General features: G+C 66.4%; 23 protein-coding genes. 12 read left to right on the top strand and 11 right to left on the bottom strand.

The window, feature by feature from the left end; genetic code table 11:
* Nucleotides 1-6: 6 nt before the first annotated feature.
* A complete protein-coding gene (locus HT578_RS05695) occupies nucleotides 7-1,074 on the bottom strand; it encodes a LacI family DNA-binding transcriptional regulator (RefSeq protein ID WP_213504092.1) in 1,068 nt (355 codons plus the stop codon).
* A gap of 48 nt (nucleotides 1,075-1,122) precedes the next feature.
* Complete coding sequence (locus HT578_RS05690) at nucleotides 1,123-2,487, bottom strand: MFS transporter (RefSeq protein ID WP_239026505.1); 1,365 nt, start codon at nucleotides 2,485-2,487, stop codon at nucleotides 1,123-1,125.
* Between the two features lie 197 nt (nucleotides 2,488-2,684).
* Between HT578_RS05690 and HT578_RS05685 the strand changes: the two genes are divergently transcribed.
* Entirely contained in the window at nucleotides 2,685-3,590 is a 906-nt protein-coding gene (locus HT578_RS05685) for an ROK family protein (protein ID WP_213502610.1), read from the top strand.
* A 13-nt stretch (nucleotides 3,591-3,603) separates the two neighbouring features.
* On the opposite strand, the gene HT578_RS05680 is transcribed toward HT578_RS05685, so the two are convergent.
* The 4 genes from HT578_RS05680 to accD are packed head-to-tail and all read right to left on the bottom strand — an operon-like array spanning nucleotide 3,604 to nucleotide 7,242.
* Complete coding sequence (locus HT578_RS05680) at nucleotides 3,604-4,554, bottom strand: acetyl-CoA carboxylase carboxyltransferase subunit alpha (RefSeq protein ID WP_213504089.1); 951 nt, start codon at nucleotides 4,552-4,554, stop codon at nucleotides 3,604-3,606.
* Between the two features lie 20 nt (nucleotides 4,555-4,574).
* Nucleotides 4,575-5,924 (bottom strand): acetyl-CoA carboxylase biotin carboxylase subunit, encoded by a 1,350-nt coding sequence (accC, locus tag HT578_RS05675; protein WP_213502608.1) that lies wholly within the window; start codon nucleotides 5,922-5,924, stop codon nucleotides 4,575-4,577.
* Nucleotides 5,925-5,938: 14 nt separating this feature from the next.
* Entirely contained in the window at nucleotides 5,939-6,397 is a 459-nt protein-coding gene (gene accB, locus HT578_RS05670) for an acetyl-CoA carboxylase biotin carboxyl carrier protein (protein ID WP_213502606.1), read from the bottom strand.
* Nucleotides 6,394-7,242, bottom strand: a complete 849-nt coding sequence (gene accD, locus HT578_RS05665; protein ID WP_213502604.1) for an acetyl-CoA carboxylase, carboxyltransferase subunit beta — start codon at nucleotides 7,240-7,242, stop codon at nucleotides 6,394-6,396. Before accD ends, accB begins: the two co-directional genes overlap by 4 nt.
* 276 nt (nucleotides 7,243-7,518) lie before the next feature.
* Here accD and fdhD point away from each other — a divergent pair, with 276 nt between their 5' ends.
* From fdhD to HT578_RS05615, 11 genes are all read left to right on the top strand, one after another.
* The gene (gene fdhD / locus HT578_RS05660) at nucleotides 7,519-8,358 is read left to right on the top strand and encodes a formate dehydrogenase accessory sulfurtransferase FdhD (protein ID WP_213502602.1); all 840 of its coding nucleotides are present in this window, start codon (nucleotides 7,519-7,521) and stop codon (nucleotides 8,356-8,358) included.
* A gap of 95 nt (nucleotides 8,359-8,453) precedes the next feature.
* On the top strand, nucleotides 8,454-9,674 hold the full coding sequence (locus HT578_RS05655; protein WP_213502600.1) for a toxic anion resistance protein: 1,221 nt from the start codon (nucleotides 8,454-8,456) through the stop codon (nucleotides 9,672-9,674).
* A gap of 57 nt (nucleotides 9,675-9,731) precedes the next feature.
* Nucleotides 9,732-10,442, top strand: coding sequence for a hypothetical protein (locus HT578_RS05650; protein WP_213502598.1), 711 nt, complete (start codon nucleotides 9,732-9,734; stop codon nucleotides 10,440-10,442).
* Nucleotides 10,442-11,056, top strand: a complete 615-nt coding sequence (locus tag HT578_RS05645) for a YqiJ family protein (protein ID WP_213502596.1) — start codon at nucleotides 10,442-10,444, stop codon at nucleotides 11,054-11,056. The genes HT578_RS05650 and HT578_RS05645 overlap by 1 nt, the downstream gene beginning before the upstream one ends.
* A 437-nt stretch (nucleotides 11,057-11,493) precedes the next feature.
* A complete protein-coding gene (locus HT578_RS05640; protein WP_422394389.1) occupies nucleotides 11,494-13,164 on the top strand; it encodes a flotillin family protein in 1,671 nt (556 codons plus the stop codon).
* A gap of 228 nt (nucleotides 13,165-13,392) precedes the next feature.
* On the top strand, nucleotides 13,393-14,652 hold the full coding sequence (locus HT578_RS05635; protein ID WP_039392612.1) for a pilus assembly protein TadG-related protein: 1,260 nt from the start codon (nucleotides 13,393-13,395) through the stop codon (nucleotides 14,650-14,652).
* The gene (locus HT578_RS05630) at nucleotides 14,649-15,137 is read left to right on the top strand and encodes a TadE/TadG family type IV pilus assembly protein (protein WP_213502592.1); all 489 of its coding nucleotides are present in this window, start codon (nucleotides 14,649-14,651) and stop codon (nucleotides 15,135-15,137) included. Before HT578_RS05635 ends, HT578_RS05630 begins: the two co-directional genes overlap by 4 nt.
* Entirely contained in the window at nucleotides 15,134-15,541 is a 408-nt protein-coding gene (locus HT578_RS05625) for a TadE/TadG family type IV pilus assembly protein (RefSeq protein WP_039392614.1), read from the top strand. The genes HT578_RS05630 and HT578_RS05625 overlap by 4 nt, the downstream gene beginning before the upstream one ends.
* A 152-nt stretch (nucleotides 15,542-15,693) precedes the next feature.
* Entirely contained in the window at nucleotides 15,694-16,692 is a 999-nt protein-coding gene (locus HT578_RS05620) for a Zn-dependent hydrolase (protein ID WP_338422182.1), read from the top strand.
* A 20-nt stretch (nucleotides 16,693-16,712) separates the two neighbouring features.
* Nucleotides 16,713-16,952, top strand: coding sequence for a M20/M25/M40 family metallo-hydrolase (locus HT578_RS22145; RefSeq protein WP_239026504.1), 240 nt, complete (start codon nucleotides 16,713-16,715; stop codon nucleotides 16,950-16,952).
* 103 nt (nucleotides 16,953-17,055) lie between these two features.
* On the top strand, nucleotides 17,056-18,279 hold the full coding sequence (locus tag HT578_RS05615) for an MFS transporter (RefSeq protein WP_213502590.1): 1,224 nt from the start codon (nucleotides 17,056-17,058) through the stop codon (nucleotides 18,277-18,279).
* Between the two features lie 6 nt (nucleotides 18,280-18,285).
* On the opposite strand, the gene asnB is transcribed toward HT578_RS05615, so the two are convergent.
* The 5 genes from asnB to HT578_RS22140 are packed head-to-tail and all read right to left on the bottom strand — an operon-like array spanning nucleotide 18,286 to nucleotide 23,184.
* Nucleotides 18,286-20,229, bottom strand: a complete 1,944-nt coding sequence (gene asnB / locus HT578_RS05610) for an asparagine synthase (glutamine-hydrolyzing) (protein ID WP_213502588.1) — start codon at nucleotides 20,227-20,229, stop codon at nucleotides 18,286-18,288.
* A 58-nt stretch (nucleotides 20,230-20,287) separates the two neighbouring features.
* Complete coding sequence (locus tag HT578_RS05605; RefSeq protein WP_239026503.1) at nucleotides 20,288-21,409, bottom strand: aspartate/ornithine carbamoyltransferase family protein; 1,122 nt, start codon at nucleotides 21,407-21,409, stop codon at nucleotides 20,288-20,290.
* Nucleotides 21,406-21,528, bottom strand: coding sequence for a hypothetical protein (locus tag HT578_RS22380; protein ID WP_264191994.1), 123 nt, complete (start codon nucleotides 21,526-21,528; stop codon nucleotides 21,406-21,408). Before HT578_RS22380 ends, HT578_RS05605 begins: the two co-directional genes overlap by 4 nt.
* A complete protein-coding gene (locus HT578_RS05600; protein WP_213502586.1) occupies nucleotides 21,528-22,952 on the bottom strand; it encodes a sodium:solute symporter family protein in 1,425 nt (474 codons plus the stop codon). The genes HT578_RS22380 and HT578_RS05600 overlap by 1 nt, the downstream gene beginning before the upstream one ends.
* Entirely contained in the window at nucleotides 22,942-23,184 is a 243-nt protein-coding gene (locus HT578_RS22140; protein WP_239026502.1) for a hypothetical protein, read from the bottom strand. The genes HT578_RS05600 and HT578_RS22140 overlap by 11 nt, the downstream gene beginning before the upstream one ends.
* Nucleotides 23,185-23,850: the final 666 nt, after the last annotated feature.

Genomic DNA, 23,850 nt, shown 5'->3' with positions numbered 1-23,850 from the left:
TACAAACTAACGCGTAGAATCCCGGAGGATGAGCGTCGGGGCCATGACCTCGCTTGGCGCCGCTTGGCCCGCGATCCGTGCCTTGAGCTTTTCGACCATGAGGTGCGCGCCGGTCTGGATTTCCTGGCGCAGGGTGGAAAGCGGCGGGAAGGTCTGCGCGGCGAGCGGGAGGTCGTCGAAGCCGATCACCTGCACCTCGGCGGGAACCTGGTGCCCGTTCTCGAACAGGACGCGCAGGGCCGACATCGCGATGAGGTCCGAAGCGGCGACGATGCCGTCGAATTCGATACCGCTACCATAACCGAGCGCGGAAGAGACTTCCTCAAAGACCTGTTCGTGGGCCATGTGGACCGGGAGGTGGGTGACGGTGAGGCCGGCTGCGCGCGCAGCGGCCAGCGTGCCCTCGAAGCGCTTTGCGATCTCGATGCCGACCGTGCTGCCCAGGAACGCAAGGCGACGCGCACCGCGCTTGATCAGGTGCTCGGCGGCGAGGCGCCCCCCCTCGAAGTTGTCGCTGCCCACCGAGCAGTGGATCTGCCCTTCGCGGTGATGGCCCCAGACGACCATCGCCGGGTAGTGGCGGGCCACCCGCTCGATCGTCTCGAACTGGTTGGACTGGCCGATCACGATGACCCCATCGACCATGCCCGAACCGGTCATGCGCTCCAGCCAGTCGCTTGTCTGGTCGGGGATCGCGCGGCTGAGCATGAGATCGTAGCCGCTCTCGGTCAGTTCGTCGGCAAGGGCGCCCAGCAGAGTCAGGAAGAAGGGGTCCGAAATATGCTGGCGCTTGTCGTGCCCCAGGGGAATGACCACCCCGATGACGCCGGTGCGGCGTGAGCGCAGCTTGCTGGCCATCTGGTTGGGCCGGAACCCGTGCTTGCGGGCCAGCGCCTGGATCCGCTCGCGGGTCTCGGCATTGACCAGCGCCTTGCCGGCAAGGGCCCGCGACACCGTGCCCGCCGAAACGCCCGCCAGGCGAGCGAGGTCGGCGAGAGTGCGCACCTCGATCTCTTCTGTGAGGGCGAGTTCGGAAGAATCCGCCTCGGCCTCGTTCCTCAATTTTTCCACCATCGTGGGCATTTGTAGCACCCTATTGGTCAGTCGGATAGATACGCGAGGCTATTTCTTGCGATTCTGTCGCAAAAAGGCGGAAACGCTGGGCTTCCCTGACAGAAAAATGGTCAAGCCCCCGGTCATCATGATGAATCCTGCCATTACAATCGCTTGCGATGGGTCACTGCCCAGCAGGTGGCGGTAGAGCAGGGGCATGGTCACGGTCTCGGCGAGCATGGGGATCACGATGAAGAGGTTGAACAGACCCATGTAGATGCCGATCCGGTGCGCTGGCAGGCAACGCGCGAGCAGGGCGTGGTTGTTGCCCATGAGGGCGGCCCAGCCGATCCCGATGCCGACCATGGCCAGCGCCAGCGAGGTCACCGATCCCGCCCGGGCCAGAAGGAGCATGGAAAGGCCGCTCAGGGCAAGGCAGGTCGCATGGATCGTGCGGATCGGCCAGCGCCGCAGGAGGGAGATCAGGGCGAGCGCGGCGACAAAGGCGATGGCGTTGTAGAGCGTGCCCAGCTGCTGGGTGAGCAGGATCGCCTCGCGGTAGGCGTCCGACGCCGGGTCGTGGGTGCCCAGGAGGCGGCGCGCGATGGTATCGAGCCAGAACTGCCAGAACACGAACATCGCGTACCACTGGCACAACATGGGAAGCGCCAGGCGGCGCATGGGCGCGGGCATGGTGCGCAGCGCCGTCCAGATTTCCGCAAGGAGCGAGCGGCGGGGCAGGCGGACCAGCGCCTCGCGTTCGCTGGGGGAGAGGCTGGGTTCAGGCACGCGCAGCAGCGAGTAGAGGATCGTGGAGAGCGTGATCACCGCGCCGGCACCAAAGGCGATGCGCACGGTCAGTGGCACGCCGTTGGCATCGACAAGCCGGTGGTCGATAAGTGTGGCGAGCGCCCAGGGCAGGAGGTAGGCCAGCGTCTGCGCGGCACCGGTGAAGGCGCTCTGGACGAGAAAGCCGCGCGGCAGCTGGTCGGGCGGCAGACGGTCCGCCACGGTCGCGCGGTAGGGTTCGAGCACCAGGTTGTTGGCCGTGTCGAGCACCCAGAGCAGGGCGACCGCGACCCACAGCGCAGGGGCCAGCGGCATGGCAACCAGGCTGGCCGCGGCGAGCACGCTGCCCGCCGCAAGGAAGGGCGTGCGCCGCCCAAAGCGTGAGGTGGTTCGGTCGCTGAGCGCGCCGACGAGCGGCTGGACGAGCATTCCGGTCATGGGGCCCGCGATCCACAGAAGCGGAAGTTCGCTTTCTTCGGCGCCGAGGCTGCGGAAGATGGGCGAGGTGTTGGCGACCAGCAGGCCGAAACTCAGTTGCAGGCCGAAGAAGCCCAGGTTCAGTTCGACAATCCGCGCCAGCGACAGACGGCGCTTTCCTTCCAGCGCCGTCACCGCTTCGGCAACCGCGCTGCCGTGCGATCTCACGGGCCTTTGAAACTGTTTGACCGGCCCGTGTGGTGGCCCTGCCCGCATTTTGCTTCCCCTCGCGGCCTGTGCGATGGATACAATCGTTATTGCCTACCAAGGTCTGGTGCGGGCGAGGCTCCGTACACCTACGTGTTTGGCTCCGATTACGAGCCAACTTTGGGGAGCGGCGGAGCGGTTCGGGAAGGAAGAGGCGCGTGCACAGGTTGGCGGGAATCGAGTTGGGCGGGACCAAGACGGTCGTGGTGCTCGGGCAGGCGGGACGGATCGACGAGCGTGTCGAGTTCGCGACCCGCGATCCTGAAACCACTCTGGAAGAGGCGCTTGAGGTTCTGTCCGGTTGGCAAGGCACGCGGGCGCTCGATGCGCTGGGGATCGCGAGTTTCGGCCCGATCCGTCTCGAACCGCGCGCCACCGATTTCGGATGCATGCTGGCAACCCCCAAGCCGGGGTGGAGCGGGGCGGAGGTGCGCGCGCCCTTTGCGAAGGAGCTGGGCTGCCCGGTCGGGCTTGATACCGATGTGAACGGTGCGGCGCTGGGCGAATACCGGCATGGGGCAGGCAAGGGCTGTTCCAGCCTTGTCTACGTCACCATTGGCACAGGGATCGGGGGCGGCGTGCTGGTCGAGGGCCATCCGGTCCATGGCAGCCTGCACCCGGAACTGGGCCACTTGCGCCTGCGCCGGGCGCGCGGGGACGGTTTTGCGGGCGCCTGCCGTTTTCACGGGGACTGCGTGGAGGGGCTGCTGAGCGGGCCTGCGCTCGCTGCGCGCCTGGGCTGCCATCCGGGGGAAGTGCCCGCGCACGATCCGCGCTGGGAGGTGATCGCGCAGGATCTTGCCGAACTGCTCGTCCACCTGCTGCTGACACTGGCGCCGCAGCGGATCATCGTGGGGGGAGGGGTCACCCATCGCCAGCGACATCTGCTGGCACGTGCGATCGACCACGTGCCGCATCTGCTGGGCGGCTATCTGGAGGATGCCACGCCCGCCGTTCTGGCGCAGCGGATCGTGCTGCCGACGCTGGGGGACGATGCGGGGCCGACAGGGGCCTTGGAAATCGCGGCCCGGGCGCTTGCGCAGCGGCCCGGGCACGCGGTTTAGGTCACGTTCGTTCTCAGAGCGAGCCGATGGCGAGGAAGCGTTCCTCGCGCTGGCGCACGAGCGCCTCGGCGCCGAGCTTCGCGAGCTTGGCAAGTTCCTTCTCGATCGCCGTGGCGAGCGCCTTGGCGGTCTTGGCCGGGTTGCGGTGCGCGCCGCCCAGCGGTTCCTCGACGATGCCGTCGATGACCTTGAGTTCGAGGAGGTCCTGCGCCGTTACCTTCATCGCGGTGGCGGCGTCGGCGGCCTTCTCGGGCGTGCGCCACAGGATCGAGGAGGCGCCCTCGGGCGAAATCACCGAGTAGACCGAATGCTCGAGCATGAGCACCTTGTTGGCCGCGGCAATCGCGACCGCGCCGCCCGAGCCACCTTCGCCGACGATGGCCGCGACCATCGGCACGCCGAGCGCGAGGCAGGCCTCGGTCGAGCGGGCAATGGCTTCGGCCTGGCCGCGTTCCTCGGCCTCGATGCCGGGGAAGGCGCCTGCGGTGTCGACAAGCGTGACGACCGGCAGGCCGAACTTGGAGGCCATCTCCATCAGGCGGATCGCCTTGCGGTAGCCTTCGGGCTTGGCCATGCCGAAGTTGTGCTTGACGCGGCTGGCCGTGTCGTTGCCCTTTTCGTGGCCGATGAGCATGACGCGCTGGCCATTGAGGCGGGCAAAGCCGCCCAGGATCGCGCAATCCTCGCCATAGAGGCGGTCCCCGCCCAGCGGCACGAAGTCGGTGAAGGCCATCTCCACGTAGTCGACGAAGTGCGGGCGCAGCGGGTGGCGGGCGACCTGGGTCTTCTGCCAGGGCGTCAGCTTGCCGTAGGTGGAGGCGAGCATGGCCTCGCTCTTGGCCGCGAGCTTGGCGATCTCGGCCTCGATGTCAATGTCGCTGCTGCCGTCCTGGGTCGCGCGCAGCTCGGCCACGCGGGTGTCCAGTTCAGCAATCGGCTTCTCGAAGTCCAGGTAGGATTTCATCGGTTTGGTCATGCTTTCGCTTAGCCGGCGCGCTTGGCCAGCCACTCCTCGAGCCACTTGATGGTGTATTCGCCCTCGTTGAACTCGGGGTCCTCCACCAGGGCCTGGTGCAGCGGGATCGAGGTCTTGGGACCTTCGATCACCATTTCGCCCAGCGCGCGCTTGAGGCGCATGATGGCGCCCGCGCGGCTGCGACCCGACACGATCAGCTTGCCGATCATCGAATCGTAGTAGGGTGGGATCGAATAGCCGGCGTAGAGCCCGCTATCGACGCGCACGTTCATGCCGCCTGCGGCGTGGTAGTTCGAGACCTTGCCGGGCGAAGGCGTGAAGTTCCAGGGATCTTCCGCGTTGATACGGCACTCGATGGCGTGGCCCTTGAACTCGATCGCGTCCTGCGTGAACGAGAGCGCCTGGCCATCGGCGATGCGGATCTGCTCGCGCACCAGGTCGACGCCGGTGATCGCCTCGGTCACGGGGTGTTCCACCTGGAGACGGGTGTTCATCTCGATGAAGTAGAACTCGCCCTTTTCCCACAGGAACTCGATCGTGCCCGCGCCGCGGTAGCCCATGTCCGCCATCGCCTTGGAGACGATACCGCCCATGCGGTCGCGCTCTTCGGGGGTGATGACGGGCGAGGGAGCTTCCTCGAGCACCTTCTGGTGGCGGCGCTGGAGCGAGCAGTCCCGCTCGCCCAGATGGACCGCATTGCCCTCGCCGTCGCCGAACACCTGGAACTCGATATGGCGCGGATTGCCGAGGTACTTTTCCATGTACACGGTTGCATCGCCGAAGGCGGCGGCCGCTTCCGAGCGGGCCTGGCCCATCTGGCTCTGCAGTTCCTCGGCCGAGTTCACGACCTTCATGCCGCGGCCACCGCCGCCCGAGGCGGCCTTGATGATGACCGGGTAGCCGATTTCCGCGGCCAGCTTGCGCGCCTCGTCGAAGTCCTCGATCGCGCCGTCCGAGCCGGGCACCAGCGGCAGGCCCAGGGCCCCTGCGGTGCGCTTGGCCTCGACCTTGTCGCCCATCGTGCGGATGTGCTCGGGCTTGGGGCCGACCCACTTGATGCCGTGGCTTTCCACGATTTCGGCGAAGCGGGCGTTCTCCGAAAGGAAGCCGTAGCCGGGGTGGATCGCGTCGGCATCGGTGATCTCGGCGGCCGAGATGATCGCGGCGACGTTCAGGTAGCTGTCCTTGGCGGCCGGCGGACCGATGCACACGGCATGGTCGGCAAGGCGGACATGCATGGCATCGGCGTCGGCGGTGGAGTGCACCGCGACGGTCTCGATGCCCATTTCCTGGGCGGCGCGGTGGATGCGAAGCGCAATCTCGCCGCGGTTGGCAATCAGGAGGCGTTTAATGGCCATGGAAACGCTCTACCTCAGCCGATCACCACGAGCGGCTGGTCGAATTCGACCGGCTGCTGGTTGTCGACGAGGATCGCCTTGATCGTGCCCGACTTGGGCGCGGTGATCTGGTTCATGACCTTCATCGCCTCGACGATGAGGAGGACATCGCCTTCCTTGACCGACTGGCCGACCGAGATGAAGGGCGCAGCGCCCGGCTCGGCCGACATGTAGGCGGTGCCGACCATCGGCGACTTGACCGCATCGACGGGGGCTTCGGGCGCCGGTGCGGGCGCGGCGGCTGCGGCCGGTGCTGCAGGAACTGCGGCCGCCTCGGCGGGATAGCCCACCGGGGGGAGCGTCGCGCTCATCTGCTGGATCATCTGGCGGCTGACGCGGATCTTGCGTTCACCGTCCTCCACCTCGATTTCCGAGAGGCCGGTTTCCGCAAGGAGCTCTGCAAGCTCGCGGACAAGGGCGCTGTCGATATTCACTGGGCTTCCTTTCGTTCAAGGTATCCGAGGAGCTGTGCCAGCGTGCCTTTGAGGTCCTTGCGGTGCACCACCATGTCGACCATGCCGTGGTCGTGGAGGTATTCCGCGCGCTGGAAGCCGTCGGGAAGTTTTTCGCGGATCGTGTCCTGGATGACGCGCTGCCCGGCAAAGCCGATGAGGGCGCCGGGCTCGGCGATCTGGACGTCGCCGAGCATCGCGTAGCTCGCGGTCACGCCGCCGGTGGTGGGGTCGGTCAGGATGACGATGTAGGGGAGGCCCGCAGCCGCAAGACGGCGCGTGGCGACCGTGGTCTTGGGCATCTGCATGAGCGAGAGGATACCCTCCTGCATGCGCGCGCCGCCGGCCGCGGTGCAGATGATGTAGCCGCACTTCTGCGCAATCGCCTTCTCGACGCCCGCGACGAACGCCTCGCCCACGGCCATGCCCATCGAGCCGCCCATGAACTTGAAGTCCTGGACGCCGAGCACGGCCTTGTGGCCCTCGATCGTGCCGAAGGCGTTGGTCAACGCGTCGGGATAGGGATTGGCCGCGCGGGCGGCCTTGAGGCGGTCCGAGTACTTCTTGGTGTCGCGGAAGTTCAGCGGGTTCTCTTCCACCTCGGGCGTGGGCAGCACCGTGAAGCCGGCGTCGAGGATCTGCTCGAAGCGGACCTTGGCGGTGATGCGCCCGTGGTGCTCGCAGCGCGGGCACACCGAGAGGTTGGCCTCGAACTCCTGGGTGAAGAGCATCTCGCCGCAGCTCGGGCACTTGATCCAGAGGTTGTCGGGGGTGTCACGCTTGTTCAGGCTCGAAAGCGAATTGCGGACCTTGCTCAGCCAACTCATGTAGGGTTCAACCAATCTCTTGCGAAAAATCTTTGTCCGGTCGGGTGGGAAACGCCGCCGCGAATGCGGGTAATGCCATATCTTAATCCGCGGGGCATGCCCATCGACCCTTTATCTGGCGCGCCCGTTTAGGGTAAGTCCACAGCGCCAAGCAAGCCAAATTGGCACGTTGGGCCTCGCGGGGCGGGATTCGCCCGTGGAAAACGCGTATGCAGATTGCGATGAAACCATGCATTTCGGCCATTTTTTGACCGCTGCGGCAGGGAGCCTGTGGCCATGAGCGGCGGCGTTCCCGGAGCGCTTGAGGCGCTTTTTGTGCGTGCGGATTACACACAAGGGCCGATTTCGGAAGGCGCAAGAGAGCATCTTCTGGCCATCGAATGCCCCGTTGCCATCGAGATCAACGGCATCGCCTTTGCCGTCATGATGGCCTCGCCCCTGGACCTGGAGGACTTCGTGACCGGGTTCCTCATGGCCGAGGGACTGGCGCGGGCCGAACAGGTCGGCGAGATTGCGCTTTCGCATGTCGACAAGGGCGCATGGGGGCAGGGCATGGTGGCGCGGGTCAGTCTTCCGTCCGAGTGTCTGGGCCCGGTCCTGGAGCGTGCGCGTCGCCGGATCGGGGACAGCTCCTGCGGCATCTGCGGGATGGACGGGATCGAGACTGCGCTGCGCCCGCTGCCCATGCTGGAGCCCACCTTGCGCTTGTCGCGCGCCGCGGTGGGCAAGGCGCTGGAGGCGATGCGCGGACGGCAGGTGCTGGGCCAGGCCACCCGCGCGACCCACGCGGCGGCCTTCTGCACGCCCGAGGGCGAGGTGCTCCTCCTGCGCGAGGATGTCGGGCGCCACAACGCGCTCGACAAGCTGGTGGGGGCGCTGGCGCGGCAGGGGCGCGACGCAGGCGCAGGCTTCATCGTCATGACCTCGCGCTGTTCCTACGAACTGGTCGAGAAGACGGTGCGCGCGGGCTGCGCGCTCCTCGTCACCATCTCGGCGCCGACCAATCTGGCCGTGCGCCGGGCCGAGGCGGCGGGGCTGACCTTGTGCGTCGTGGCGCGCGGCGATTCCATGTTGATGACGCAGGTCGACGGCCATGGCCCCTTCATCGACGACTAGGGCGCTCAGCTTCCGGTTTTTCTTGTAGAGACGGGCGCCCAAACCTACCTTGTCTGTCCAATACCGGGTAAGATGCAGGACAAGGACTTTCACGAATGGCGAGCACGACCGACACGGCTGTGGCTGACGAACTCAAGCTGACGCCGCCCGATCCCGTGCCCACCGTGCAGGCCGAGAAGGCCGCCGGACTCGTGCCGGTGAACGAGGAGCAGAAGTCCAAGCTGCAGGTGCGCGTGGACGAATTCGTCTCCGATCTTGTCTCGCAGGACGCCAGTTCGCCCGATTTCGGCCGCCGCGTCGACCAGATCACCAACATGGGCCGCAAGGAGATCTCCGAGGCGGCCGGGCATTCCAACCGCTTCCTCGACCGCCCGATCCGCGCGATGGACCGCGACAGCGGCGTGGGCGCAGACCTTGCCGAGCTGAGGAAGACGGTCGAGGACCTCGATCCCTCGACCAAGGGCGATCTGCTCTCCAAGCGCAAGTTCTTCGGGATCATTCCCTTCGGATCGAAGCTGCGCGACTATTTCGACGGCTACCAGAGCGCGCAGGGCCACATTTCGGCAATCCTGACCCGTTTGCAGAACGGCAAGGACGAGCTCCTGATGGACAACGCGGCCATCGATGTTGAGCGTCAGAACCTGTGGGTCTCGCTCGGCAAGCTGGAACAGATGATCTGGATGTCGAAGGCTCTCGACACCGCGCTCGAGGACAAGGCCGCCGATCTCGACCACAGCGATCCCGCCAAGGCCAAGGCCGTGCGCGAGAGCGCGCTGTTCTACGTGCGTCAGCGCACGCAGGACCTGCTTACGCAGATGGCGGTCTCGGTGCAGGGCTACCTTGCGCTCGACCTTGTGAAGAAGAACAACGTCGAACTCATCAAGGGCGTCGACCGCGCCTCGACCACGACGGTGGGGGCGCTGCGCACCGCGGTCACCGTGGCGCAGGCGATGGCCAACCAGAAGCTCGTGCTCGACCAGATCACCGCGCTCAACACCACGACCGCCAATATCATCGAGGGCACCGGCCAGATGATGAAGGACAACACCGCGCGCATCCACGAGCAGGCCGCGAGCGCGACCATTCCGCTCGAGACGCTGAGCCGCGCCTTCCAGAACATCTACGACACGATGGACTCGATCGACACCTTCAAGGTCAAGGCGCTCGATTCCATGAAGCAGACGGTGACCTCGCTCGAAGGCGAGATCGACCGGTCCAAGGCCTATATCGCCCGCGCGCAGGGACAGAGCGAGGGGCTGGCCGAAGGCGATACCAAGGCCGCGCAGAACCTTCTGGAAGCGCTCGACGAGAAGTAAGGCCGGGTGGCCTCCGCAGGGGGCTTCATGTAACGACAGCAGGAGAGAACGAGAGACATGGCACAGGTGCCCGCGCGCCGGGTTTCAAAGGAGATCGTCCGGGCCGCGCGCCGCCAGCGCGCCGCGCGTCTCTACACCGCGAAGAAGGAGCGCTGGGCTTTTCGCCTGCGCCGCCTGCGCCGCGCGGTGCTGGCCGTGGGCGCGATCTTCGTGGCCGCACTGACGACCGCGCTGATCCTGGGCGGCCTGACCTTTGCGACCACGGTGCTGGTGACGCTGCTCGCTTTCGTCGTCTTCTGCCTGCTCGCGATCTACCCGTCCGCGCCGCGCACGCGCGCGGGCGATCTACAGGGGACCGAGCTCGCTGAACTGGCGGGCTCGACCGAGATCTGGCTGGAGGGCAAGCGCCGCGCGCTCCCCAACGCGGCGGTCGATGCCATCGACATGATCGGCGTGCACCTGGAACAGCTCGCGCCCCAGCTTGCCAACATGGAGGAGACCGGGCCCGCCGCGCGCGAGGTGCGCAAGCTTCTCTCCGAGCACCTGCCCAGCCTGGTCGACAGCTACACCCGCATTCCGCCCTCGCTGCGCGCCAGGCCCGGCACCTCGGGCCTGTCGCCCAACGAGCAGCTGGTCGATGGGCTCTGCGTTATCTCCGATGAGATCGAGGCGATGAGCGAGGACCTCTCGCGCAACGACGTCGACGCGCTGGCCACGCGCAACCGTTTCCTCGAAACCAAGTACATCGACGCAAGGGATCCCGGCTGATGCTGGACTTCCTGACGGCGGGCGAGAACCTGCCGTTCTCGGCCGCGCTGGGTGTCGTCCTTGTCCTCGCAATCGTGCAGGTCTTCGGCCTTGCCGATGCGCTGGAGGGCGACGCGGACGCGGACATCGATCTTGATTCCGGCCTCCTCTCGCTGGTGGGTCTCGGGCGCGTGCCTTTCATGGTCTGGCTGACCGTGCTGCTCAGTGTCTTCGGGATCCTTGGCCTGTGTGCGCAGGAACTGCTGGCGGGGCTGACGGGAACGGCCTGGACGCCCTGGCTGGTCGGCCCTGCAACAGGCCTCGCCGCGCTGCCGCTGACGGGCGGGCTCTCGCGCCCGCTGGCGCGCCTGCTGCCCCGCGACGAGACTTCGGCGATCGACCGATCCGCGCTGGTCGGGCGCGAAGGCGAGATCGTGGTCGGCACCGCCAAGCCCGGCTCGCCCGCGCGGGCGAAGGTCCTCGACCATTTCGGGCAGGTCCACCACGTCATGCTCGAACCCGACAACGCCGGGCAGACGTTCGTCACCGGCGAGCGCGTCCTCATCGTGCGGCGCGAGGGCGACCTGTTCAAGGCCATCGCCCGCGGCGACCACTACCTGCCCCGGCTGGGATGAGCGCAGGGCAGGGGACTACCTGCAATCAACTCGCAACAATCCGGTTTTCCTAGGCAGCATATCGCGATTTCGCTATGTAAGTCGCAACGGAAACAATGAATTGTCAGAGCGGGGCGAAGGGCTGTCCGCAGCGTTGTTTCCAGGAGTTTGGACTATGTGCATCGCCTTTGAAGGGGCTTGATGCCGACGCCACTTGAAGAACCGGACCTGGCGCACTTTGCGCAACTTTCCAAGGTCCGCGTTTTATCCACATAGCCTTGGCAGGCATGCGAAATTGAAGTCATTTGAGCTCAGCCGCGTCTTCGCGTGCGCGGTTGAGTTGGGATGAGTTCAAGAGCGGGGCATTGGGCCATCCGCTGCATCCCGCTCAAGGAGAGAGTGAAATGACGGGGCTTTACAGCATCGCCGTGTTGGTCGGTGCGGTTGTCGTGGCGCTTATGGCGATCGGCATCGTGATGGCGCGCCTGTACAAGCGGGCAAGCAAGGAAATCGCGTTCGTGCGTACGGGCGTGGGGGGCGAGCGTGTCGTGATGAACGGCGGCGCCTTGGTGCTGCCGGTCTTCCACGAGACCATGCCGGTCAACATGAACACCGTGCGCCTGGCCGTGGAGCGCAAGAACGGGGATGCGCTCATCACGCTCGACCGCCTGCGCATCGACGTGAAGGCCGAGTTCTACGTGCGTGTCCGCCCGGATGCCGGCGCCATTGCCATGGCCGCGCAGACGCTGGGCGCGCGTACCATGCACCCCGAAGCCTTGAAGGACCTGGTCGAGGGCAAGTTCGTCGACGCGCTGCGCTCGGTCGCGGCGGGCATGTCGATGAACCAGCTGCACGAGCAGCGCGCCGACTTCGTGCAGAAAGTGCAGCAGGTGTCCTCCTCGGACCTTGCGATGAACGGTCTGGAGCTGGAATCGGTCTCGCTGACCGGGCTCGACCAGACCTCGATCGAGCACTTCAACGCCAACAACGCGTTCGACGCCGAAGGTCTCACCAAGCTGACCGAGCAGATCGAGCTGCGCAAGAAGACGCGCAACGACATCGAGCAGGACACCCGTGTCCAGATGGAGACCAAGAACCTGGAGGCCGACCGCCAGTCGCTCACCATCCAGCGCGACAACGAGTTCGCGCGCCTCGAGCAGGAGCGCGAGGTGGAAATGCGCCGCGCCGAGCAGATGGCGGAAATCGCCCGCGAGCAGGCCAAGCGGACCCGGGAATCGGATGAAGCCCGGATCGAGGCCAAGCAGCAGGTCGATGCCCGCCAGATCGAGGCCGACCGCTCCATCGAGGAGGCGCGGATCGCGCAGGCCCAGGCGGTCGAACTCGCCCGCCAGGAGCAGCAGATCGCGATCCAGAACAAGAGCCGCGAGGAAAGCCAGGCCAAGAGCCAGGCCGACGAGGCCCGCGCCAAGGCGGTCGCCGCCGAGGAGCAGGTCACGACCAGCCGCGAAACCGAAGTGGCCGAGCGTCTCAAGAGGATCGAGCTGATCGAGGCGGCCAAGGAAGCCGAGCGCCAGGCCATCGCCATCAAGGTGGAGGCCGAGGCCGAGAAGGAAGCCGCGTTCAACCGGGCCGAAGCGGTACGCCGCGAGGCCGAGGGTGAGGCGGAAGCCGAGAAGCTCAAGGCCGAAGCGGCGCGCGTGCGCATGGAGGTCGAAGCGGCGGGCCAGCGTGCGATCAACGAGGCGGCGAACATCCTCTCCTCGGAGCAGATCTCGCTCCAGATGAAGATGGCGCTTCTGAAGGTCCTGCCCGAGGTCGTGCGTGAGAGCGCCAAGCCGCTCGAAGCGATCGACTCGATCAAGATCGTCCAGGTCGACGGCCTTACCCCGAAGGGGGGCGCCGGCGCTGTCGGCGGAGCCGGGGCTCCGGTGGGCGGCTCGGGTAACCTCGCCAGCGACGCGGTCAGCGCCGCGCTCGCCTACCGCGCGCAGGCGCCGATGATCGACGGCTTGATGAAGGAACTGGGCCTTGATGGCTCGACGCTGTCGAACATGGTTCAGGGCGCAGGCGTGATGCCGGTCCCGGCCGCTCCGCAGGCGGCCGACAACGACGGCGCGGAGCCGACGGGATCGTCCGAGGGGCCCTATCGTCCCACGACGATCGGCTGATCCCTGGCGGGGCGAATCGTCCGCCCTTGTTCAAAAATGTCCGGCCGGGTGGGAACCCGGTCGGACTTTGCCGCGTTAGGGCGGGTCGGGGTTAAAACATGGAAATCCGCAAGCTGCACCGGCGCAATGGGATGGTTTCTGCAAAATTAACCAAGTAAGTTTTGAAGATCTTATCTTTGCAGGCGCTTGGGTGATTTCGATTGCAACAGTCGAAAGCCGCGAACCGCCATGCCTTACCCGGCATTCCTGACCCGCCTGCGTTCTGATCGCTCGGGAAGTATTCTTACTTTCACCGGCATCGGCTTCGTGACCCTGATCGGCGCGGCAGGTCTCGCGGTCGATACCGCGCAGTGGTACCTGTGGAAGCGTCAGCTGCAGCAGGCCGTCGATGCCGGTGCGCGTGCTGGCGCGCTGAGCATGCTGCAGGCCGAAGGCGCAGAACCGGGTGCCCGCAAGGAAATCGGGCGTAACACGGACAACACGCTCAACGTCCTCATCGAGCGGGTCAGCAGTCCGCCGTACTCGGGTGCCTATACCGGCGATACGGGCGCGGTGGAGGTCATTGCGACGACCAGCCAGCGGCTGCCGTTCTCCAGCGTATTCCTCGACGTGGCGCCGACGATCCGTGCGCGCGCGGTCGCCACGCGCACCGATGAGGGCGAATATTGCGTGATTGCGCTGGCCCCGACCGGTATGGGCGTGCGCGCGGTGGGTACCGCCGACGTCAACTTGGGCTGCGGTGTCGGCGCGAACTCGGGCATCCAGGCCGCGATCGACCTGACCGGGACCAGCTGGATCAACGCGCCGACCTTCCACGCGGTGGGCGGCATCGATGCCAGCTCGCGCAACATTCCCGAAGATGCGGTACTCCAGCCCTATGGCCTGCCGATCCAGGACCCGCTGGCGGGCCGTGATCTTCAGGTTCCCAGTGAACCGGAAGGCTGCACCAGCACCAAGTATTCCAACAATCCGCATGACGTTGTGACCCTTTCGCCGGGGCGCTACTGCAACGGCATGACGCTGAAGGGCAACACGACCCTTTCGCCCGGCACCTACATCATCGATGGCGGCAGCCTCGACGTCGCGAGTTCGGCAACGGTCCGCGGCGACGGCGTGACCTTCGTGCTGACCGGGGGCGGCCCGGGCAACGCGGCCTTCGTCAAGATCACGGGCGGCGCGACGATGGAACTGACCGCGCCCAGCGCCGCGCAGAGCCCGACCTGGAAGAACGTCCTCTTCTTCCAGGACCCGCTCGGGTCCAGCAGCGAGAGCAACTTTGCTGGCGGCAGCGAGCTGGACCTCACCGGTGTCATCTACATGCCGAACGGCGATGTGCGCTTCACCGGCAACTCGGGCCAGTCGGCCGAGTGTCTGCTCCTGATCGCGAACCACGTGACCTTTGCAGGCACCTCCTCGCTCAACAACAACTGCACGGTCGACTACGCCAACCTCGATCTGTCGGCCCCGGTCGTGAAGGTGGTCGAATGAGGATGGTCCGCCTGCGTCAGGCTCTGGCCGCGCTGCGCCATGACCGGCGCGGGGCGAGCGTGATCGAGCTGGCGCTGGTCCTGCCGCTGCTGCTCATGGTCCTGGCGGGCATGGTCGAGGTCTCGCGCTTCGTCGTCGCGCGCATCGATGTCGAGCTGGCCGCGCAGCGCACCACCGACTTCGTGCTCGCCAAGCGTCCGCAGAGTTCGGACACAAGCTATATCGTCACCGAGGCTATGGCCGCGGCCGATGTCGAGGCCGGGCAGGTGACCGCCGACCTCTTTCTGGAATGCGACGGGGTTCGCAAGGACCAGTTCGATTCCTACTGCGCGGCGGGCGAGGAATCGGCGCGCTATGTCGAGGTCTCGATCAGGAAGACGATCGAGATGCAGTTCGACTGGTCCAAGCTTGCAAGCCTGTTCGGTTCGCAGGTCCTGGGCTCGACGATTACCCTTGAAGGCACCAGTCTGGAGCGCATTCAGTGAAGATCCTGCACCGCTTGAAGCGCCTCGCCGCGAACCGTGAAGGCGCCTCGGTGATCGAGTTCGCCCTCGCCATGCCGGTGGCGGCCGCGCTCATGATCGGTATCCTGCAGTTTGCGCTCGTGCTTCAGGCCACGGGCGCGATCCGTCATGCGGCGGGCGAGGGCGTGCGCTACGCCAACGTCCATCCCGACGCGACCGAGCGTCAGGTCTCCGACAAGGTGCGCAAGGAAATGGCTGGCCTCAACGAGGATGGCATCGTGCGCATTGCTCTGGAGCGGGGCATCAGCGATGGCGCGCAGTTCGACAAGATCGCCATCGAGTACCAGCTCGAACCCGTCGTGCCGTTCATGCAGCTCGAACCTATCTCGCTGAACGAGACCGCACTCTCCTACGTCCAGAGCTGAGGCACCCGCAGGCCGGGTGCCTGCGCTGCAGTTTCCCCGGCTTGCCCCGTCCCCGTGGTGGCGTCTAGTCTCCCCGCCAACAGAGCGTGGGGAATCCGCGCCGCACATACCGGACAAGGGAGACGCACGTGCCCAGCGTCAGCATCTAGAGGATCGAGCGGGACATCACCGCCATTTCGCGTTTCGGCTTCAATGAAGCGGACGGGGGCGTCTACCGACAGGGCTTCAGCCCCGAGGACATGGCCGTGCGCGAATGGCTGCGTGCGCGCTTTGCGGAATTGGGCATGAGCCACCGCATGGACGGCGCGGGCAATGTCATCGGCCGCTTCGATCCGGCCGGACGGGGCGAGGACGTGCCCGCCGTCATCATCGCCTCGCACACCGATTCCGTGCCCGCGAGCGGCATGTTCGACGGGGTGCTGGGCGTCGTTGCCGGGCTCGAGGTGGTGCGCACGATGAAGGCGAACGGGATCGAGCCGCTCTATCCGGTCGAGGTCATCGCGACCGCCGAGGAGGAGGGGCGCTTCGGGGGCATGCTCGGCGCGCAGGCCATGACCGGGCACCTGACCCGCGAATGGCTCGATGCCGCGGCGGACGAGCGCGGCGTCAAACTGGTCGATGCCATGCGCGAGGCCGGGCTCGATCCTTCCCGCGCAATGCACGCCTACCGCCCGCCCGAGACGATCCGGGCCTACCTTGAACTTCATGTCGAGCAGGGGCCCGTCCTTGATACCGAGAAGACCACCATCGGCATCGTCGAAGGAATTTCCGGCGTCTTCAAGTGGATGGTGCGCCTCATCGGCAAGGCCGACCACGCCGGGACCGCGCCGATGAACATGCGCGCCGATGCGCTCATGGGCATGGCCGATTTCGCCCACGAGATCCCGCGCATCATCGAGGAGGAGGGCACCGGCAAGAGCCGCATCACCATCGGCCATGTCAACTGCAAGCCCGGCTTCCCGCACACGGTGCCGGGTGAGGTCGATTTCACCATCGTCGGGCGCGACCTCGACCACGAGAAGATGAAGGCCCTGGCCAGCGCGTGCGAGCGGGTGCTGGCCGCCATCGCGCGGCGCAACAAGCTCCACTTCGAATACGAACAGATGTCCTGGCTGGCCCGGCCTATTGCGACACGGGGCTCATCTCGCTGATCGAGGGCAAGACGAAGGAGTTGGGCTACAGCTACAAGATCATGCCCTCGGGCGCAGGCCACGACGTGCAGTTCTTCTGCGAGCATTCGCGCGCGGGGCTGTTCTTCGTGCCGTCTGTAAAGGGCGTGAGCCACGCGCCCGATGAATGGACGCACTGGGTCGATTGCGAGCGCGGAACGCGGCTTCTCTACGAATGCGTGTGCGAGCTTGCCTGCAACGAGGGCGCGCTGGAAGAGGCCGGACAGGCCGAGCGGGTCTGAGGCGGGGGCGCCCGTCTCCCGACCAACCGGCCCCTGACCGCCCAGCGAGCAGCGCGGGCAGGGAGCGCTTGCCCTTGATGCTGCGCTGCGACAAGGTGCCGGGATGAGTGGTTCCCTTTCCGGCGCCGTGCGGCGCGAATTTGCAGAAAACTGGCTGACCGTGCTGGCCGCAGGGCTGGCCATTGGCGTGGGCATGATGGGCATCGGCTTCTATGCCCTGGGTCTTTTCGTCACGCCGGTGCAGGAGGAGTTCGGCTGGAGCCGCGCGGCGGCTTCGGGCGCGGCGACCTTCGAGCAATTGGGCATCTTCCTCTCCGCGCCGATCGTCGGGCGCCTCGCGGACCGCTATGGCGTGCGCATGATCGCGATCGCCAGCTACATCGCGGCGCCCATCGGCTTCGTGCTCCTTTCGAGGGCCGGGGATTCGGTGGCGATGTGGTGGGGGCTGTGGCTCCTCGTCAGCCTTGCCGGTTGCGGCACGACGCCCGCGATCTGGGCGCGGGCGGTCTCGGCGAAGTTCGATGCCGGGCGCGGACTGGCGCTCGGGCTCATGCTGATGGGCTCGGGGCTCGCCGCCTTCCTGGCGCCTGCGCTGCTGGGGCCGATCTTTGCCTCGAGCGGCTGGCGCAGCGCCGCGCTCGCCATGGCCGCCACGATCCTTGTCGTGGGCCTTCCGGTGAGCCTGCTCATGCCGCGCGAGAAAAAGGCTCCGGCTCCGGCAGCCAGCGCCGAGCCCAGGGTGCGCGGCCGCTTCGAGGTCAACCGCCAGACGCTGACCATCGTGGGCATTGCCGTGCTCCTCGGCTTCTTTGTCGCCGGGCTCATCGTCCATCTGGTGCCCATGGTGGTGGACCGGGGCATGCCCGCCGCCGAAGCTGCGCAGGTCGCCGCCAAGATCGGCATTGCCGTGATCTTCGCGCGCGTGATCGTGGGCTACCTCTTCGACCGTTTCCACGCGCCGTTCGTGGCCGCGCTGTTCCTGCTCTCGCCGGTGGTGGCCGCCTTGCTGCTCGCCTTTGGCGGGCCGGTGACGGCCGCCGCGCTCATGCTGGGCCTGGCTGCGGGCGCCGAGGTCGACATGCTCGCCTACTTCACCGGGCGCTATGCGCACCTGCGCAATTACGGGGCGACTTATGGCGTGGTGCTGGGCATGTTCAGCTTTGGCGCCGCGTTCGGCCCGGCCGCGTTCGGCTGGTCGGTCGACGTGACCGGCAGCTACCACTTCGCGCTGCTGGCCTCGGCCATCGCCCTTGTCGTCGTCGTCGCGCTGATCGCAACGCTCGGCGCCTACCGTGATCCGGTCGGCGCCGAGGCGCTGGAGGGCTGAGGACGCCTAAACCAGAAGCTCTTCCACGGCGTGCAGGCCGATGGCGTGGTTGAGGATGATGTCCATGCGCGTGTTCTGCGCGTGGTCGTCCGAGGCGCGGTAGTCCGCGATGGCCGCGCCCAGCTTTGCCGGATCGAACAGGCCCTTGGCGGCCAGGCGCTCGGGCGATAGCCAGCGCGCGATCAGCTTGTCGATCTCGGCGGTTTTCTTCGCATCGGTGTGCGCGGGTGGCGCCATGAAGGCGAACTTCTCGCGCTCGTAAAGGACGCGTGGGAGCACGTGCTTCATGGCTTCACGCACCACCCACTTCTCGACGCCGCCGCGCACGCGCACCTGCGGGGGGATGCGCATGGCAAGTTCGGCGACGTGGTGGTCGAGGAAGGCCGGGCGGCTTTCGAGGCTGTTGGCCATGTCGACGCGGTCCCCGCCCCAGTTGAGGATCTGCCCCTCCAGCATCGTCTTGATCCACGAGTACTGCACCTTGTCGAGGACATGGCGGCCTTCCAGCATGGCCGGGTCGAGGCTGTGGGCGATGGCGGCGATGGGGTCATAGTCGCCCAGCTTCGCCTTGAACTCTTCGGACAGCAGCGGCTTTACGCGTTCGAGGGTGAGCATCCAGGGCTGGATCCAGCTGGGGGTGAAGCCCATGACATCCTCGAAGGCGGGGTGGCTGATCGCCTCCTCGGCGAGCACCGAGCCCGAGAACAGCGCGTTCCTCTCCCGCATTTCCTGCGCCGCCGGAGTGGCCGCGTATTCGGGATCGTGCAGGAACAGGTCGGCCTTGAACTGGGCATAGCCGCCGAACAGCTCGTCCGATCCCTCGCCGGTGATGACGACCTTGTAGCCGACCTCGCGCACGTGCTTGCTCATTAGCATCTTGGCGACGCCCAGCGTGTTGTAGAAGGTCCGCTCGGAATAGCGGATCGCGTTCTCGAAGTTGGAGCCGTAGAGGTCCTCGGCCTTGAGCTTCAGGATGTCCTGGTCGGCGCCGGCCATCTGCGCCATTTCCGTCGCGATATGGGCCTCGTCGTAGCGGGCATCGTCGAAGGAGATGGTGAAGGCCTTGACCGGCGACTGCTGGATCGCGGCGGCCATGCCCAGGATCGAACAGCTGTCGATCCCCCCGGATAGGTAGCAGGCGACCGGAACGTCGGCCTCGAGCCGGAAGGTGATCGATTCGACCAGGGCGGCGCGCACCGCCTCGATGTGGTCGTCATCGCTCTTGATGTCGTGCTCTCCCTCGCGCGGGAAATTGGCGTCCCAGTAGCGCTCCTCGCGCACCGACACGCTATCGCCTGCCTTCTCGATGATGAGCATCGTGCCCGGCTTTACCGCCTCGATGCCCTGATAGAGCGTCATGCCCGGCACCATGACCTGCATCATCTGGTGCAGCTGGGCCCGGGGGCAGACATCGCGGGGCACGTCCGGATGGGCGAGCAGGGCCTTGATCTCGCTGCCCCAGATGACCCCGCGCGGCCCGTGGTGGACGAAGAGGGGACGGATGCCGAAGCGGTCGCGCACCAGGATCAGGGGCTGCCTCTCCTCGTCGAACAGGGCAAAGGCAAATTCGCCGCGCAGGTGCTCGACGAAATCGAGGCCATGCTTGGCGTAGAGTTTCAGCGCGATCTCGCTGTCGGACCTGGTCGAGAACTGGAAGCCGTCGGTGCGCAGCAGGCCGCGCAGGCGCTTGTAGTCGTAGAACTCGCCGTTGACCGAGGCGACGAGCCCGCCCGTGCCATCGTCGCTGCGACCATGGAGCGGCTGGTCCCCGGCGTTGAGGCCGATGATCGAGAGCCGCGTGTGCGCCATGGCAAGGCCGTTTGCCGGATCGAAATGGAAGCCGCGCCCGTCGGGCCCGCGATGTTCCAGCTGGTCGGCCATCGCCTCGGCGTGGCGGGGCGTGTCTTGGTCATGGCCCGCTGGGGTCCAGAGACCGGCAATGCCGCACATATCGGGTGTTTCCTTGGGTTGGGTGTTGGCTGGGGCGGGGCGCTCAGGCGCTGGGCATTCAGGCGCTGGGGAGGGGCTCGTCGTCGAGCATGTCGGGGGGCACCACGTCGGTCACCCGCCCGAAGATCGCGAGGAGCAGCGCCTGGCGGATCCACACCGCACCATCGGCCTGGTTGAAGTAGAGGTTGTGGGGGCTGTCATCGAGGCTGACGTCGAGCTCGAGCCCGCGGGCCAGCGGGTGAAGGATCACCGTGTCGGGCTTGATCCGGCTTTCGGACGAGAGCGAGAAGGCGTCGGCGAAGAAGCGGTAGCCATCGCCGATATAGGCGATTGCGTTCATGTAGATGACGTCGAGATATTCGAGATTTTGCGTCAGGCTCTGCGAGAAGCCGATGGTGATCGGGCTGTTCTTGGTCAGCTCGCGCAGTTCCTCGCCCAAGGGATCGGCCATCTCGGAGAAGATGGTGATGCGGTTGATGTTCTCGTGGAAGAGCAGGGCGAGCATCAGGAAGCTCTTGACCGTGCGCATGTTGCCCGGCGTGCCGATGATGCCGATGTTGAGGCGGAATTCCTCGGGCAGGCGGCCGAAGGTGATCTCGGGGCGCCATTTGAGGAGCGCGTACCAGTCGGCCAGCGCTTGCGTGGGGTGCTCGTCCGAACCGTTGCCCCCGTTGATGAGCGGCACGCGCAGGTACTCGCACATGTCGGAGAGGGCGGCCTGCTCGGTGTGGCGCACCACCACGACATCGGCGTAGGAATTGAACATCTGCCCGATGTCGCGCATGGATTCGCCCTTGGCGACGCCGGTCGTCTTGCCATCGGCCACGCTGATCGTCTTGCCGCCCAGATGCAGCATCGCGCTCTCGAACGAGAGCCGCGTGCGGGTGGAGGGCTCGAAGAAGGCGGCGGCCATGATCTTGTCGCTCATCGCCGTTTCCACCTCGAAGCGCTTGAGCTGGAGGTAGGCGGCGAACTTCGCCAGTTCGGTCAGGAGGTCCTTGTCGAACAGCGCGGCGGAAAGGACCGACTGCCCGCGCAGCCGGTCGAGCACGGCGCGGCGGATCTGTGGGGCGTTGGCGATGTAGTCGGCCGGGTTGGGGCAATTGCCGATCTTGCCCGGGCGCTTGACGATGACCGGCGCGTGGCAGACGTGCGAGGCAGGGGACACGTCGCGGCTCACCAGATCTCTCCGCGCCGGATGTCGCGGATGAGCAGGGCGGCGAGGCCGAGCGCGGTGAACATGCACCAGCCCAGCGATCCGTAGACCAGCAGGGCAAGGAAGGAACTTGAGAAGGTCATCAGGAGGCCTCTCGCAGTTGGCTCCAGTCGAAGCGGGAGCGGGACAGAAGCGCGCAGGCGAGCACCCAGACCATCGAGACGGCCGTGGCAACGAGCGAGGCGACGTAGAAACCGATGGCGAAGTAGCTGATGAGGCCGACACCGGCGCCCAGCAGCATGCCGCCCACCGCGCCTGTTGTGCTGGCGCGGCGCCAGTAGAGGCCGGTGACGATGGGCCAGATCATCGCGCCCACCAGCGGTCCTGCGAAGAACAGCACCGAGGCGAGCGTGCCGATGCGTGGCAGGCAGACCAGCCAGGTGAAGAGGCCCAGGCCCAGCGTGATCCACTGCGCGGTGGCCTTGAGCGTCTCCGGGCTGGCCGAGGGGCGCAGGAGGCGGCGGTAGACGTCCTCGGTAAGAAGGTCCGAGGTGGCCGCCAGCAGGCTGTCGATCGAGGAGGCGAGCGAGCAGAAGACGATGACGAAGATGCCCACCGCGCCGCCGATGCCCAGCACCTTGGCCACCACCAGCGGACCGACCATGTCGGCGCTGGGGACAGGCACGTCGAGCGCGCCCGAAGCCAGCGCGATGAAGCCGGCGGCAAAGGGAATGGGAAACCAGATCAGGCCGCCCAGCGCGAAGGCCTTGCCCGCAACGCCCTCGCGAAAGGCGAAGGCGCGGCTCCACCACACGTTGTTGTGGAACACCTCGCCAAGGCCGAAGAGCAGGTTGTTGAAGATCGCCATGAGGGCGGCCGGGAACAGGACATTGAGAAGCTCGGGCCGCTCGCGCGCGAGGTTGGCGTGGATCTCGTCCACCCCGACATGGGCGAGGACCGCGATGCCGACCACGACGATGCCGATGATGATGATGAGGCTCTGGATGAAGTCGGTGCCGATGACCGCGCCCAGCCCGCCGCGCATCGTGTAGGCCACGCACACGGCCAGGATCACGCTCATCCCCCAGCCATAGGGAATGCCCGAAAGCGTGTTGAGGAGGATGCCGCCCGCCATCGCCATCGAGACCAGCCAGGTGAGCGAATAGAACAGCGTGAAGGCGAGGAAGATGCCCCAGGCCACGCGGCCATAGCGCAGGCGGAAGAAGTCGCCGCTGGTGTAGCCTGTCGGCATGAGCTGGCGGATGCGTGTGGCCATCGGCGCGAAGAGGAACAGGCCAAGCGAGGCGGTCGAATAGGCGAGCATCCCCCATACGCCCAGCTGCAGCGCCATCTGCGGGGCGAGCATGGTCGTGTTCGAGGTGATCCAGGTCGCCGCCGCCGTCGCCGAACCGAGCGCAAGGCCGATGTTGCGCCCGGCCAGGGCATGGTCCTCGAAGCTCGTGTTGCGCCGCCCCCAGTAGATGCCAAGCCCGATCCACAGCACCGAGAAGCCCAGCAGCAGCGTCCAGCCAAGCCAGGGCGGAAGAAGGGCCTGTTCAACGCTCACGGCAGGCCCCGCGGAGAATGACGAAGACGGTGGCGGCGAAGACCAGCGCGCCCAGAGCCGTCAGCCAGAGCGCGCGGGAGAGCGACTGGTGCATGACCGCAAGGTGCAGCGGCGGCGAGGGCGGGGCCCCCGCTGCGGCATCGGCGATCGTGAAATAGTAGTCGCCATCCGTCAGTCCGCTGACGAAGAGGCGCGTGCCCGTTCCTTCGAAGATGGTGCGGGCTGCGCTCATGGCCGGGGTGGAGCCTTGCCGCACCACCACCGGGCGCACGGCGTCCCATTCCAGCGTGGTATAGCCGTTGTCGCTGGTCAGTGCCTCTTCGTGCGTGAAGGCGGGCGTCTCGTCGTGCGCGTCGGCCGAGATCGCCGACGTGGCGGAGAGGGCGAGCGCGAGCGCGAGCGCGAGCGTGCCGATCCGCGTCAGAAGCGCGCGGGCTGCGCGTGCAAGGATGCGCCGGTGCGGGCGCGGGTGGGGACCACCTGGGTGGCCCGGCGGTCTGGTCCTGCCTGCAAGGATAATTCTCTTCCCGTCCGCCGACCGTGGTGTCGGTTCTCTGGCTGGTTCCTCCTAATGCGGACCGCGCCCCTAGCAGATACGGTCTTTTAAAAGAACCCCAAGCTGTCCGAAGTGGTCCCGTTGCATTTAGGTTGCGTGCGCGGATCGGGTGAATTTGTATGATTTGTAGTGTGTTCAATAGTATTCGCTGCGATGCGAGTGTTCGATGAAGATACAGCCTGTTTATTCATTGCGCTGTGGCAGGTTGCGGCACGCTTCATCCATGCCGGGGTGCAGCATTGGTTCGGGGCAGGGCGTGATGGGAAGGGGTTTCCCCGCGCTTTCCCGCATGGGCGCGCGGCAGGGGGGGTATGATCGCCGCCGAGACACGCGCGCGTGCTC

Origin of the sequence: Novosphingobium decolorationis (assembly GCF_018417475.1) — a bacterium.
Lineage (GTDB): Bacteria > Pseudomonadota > Alphaproteobacteria > Sphingomonadales > Sphingomonadaceae > Novosphingobium > Novosphingobium decolorationis.
This window is presented reverse-complemented; position numbering and strand designations above follow the sequence as displayed.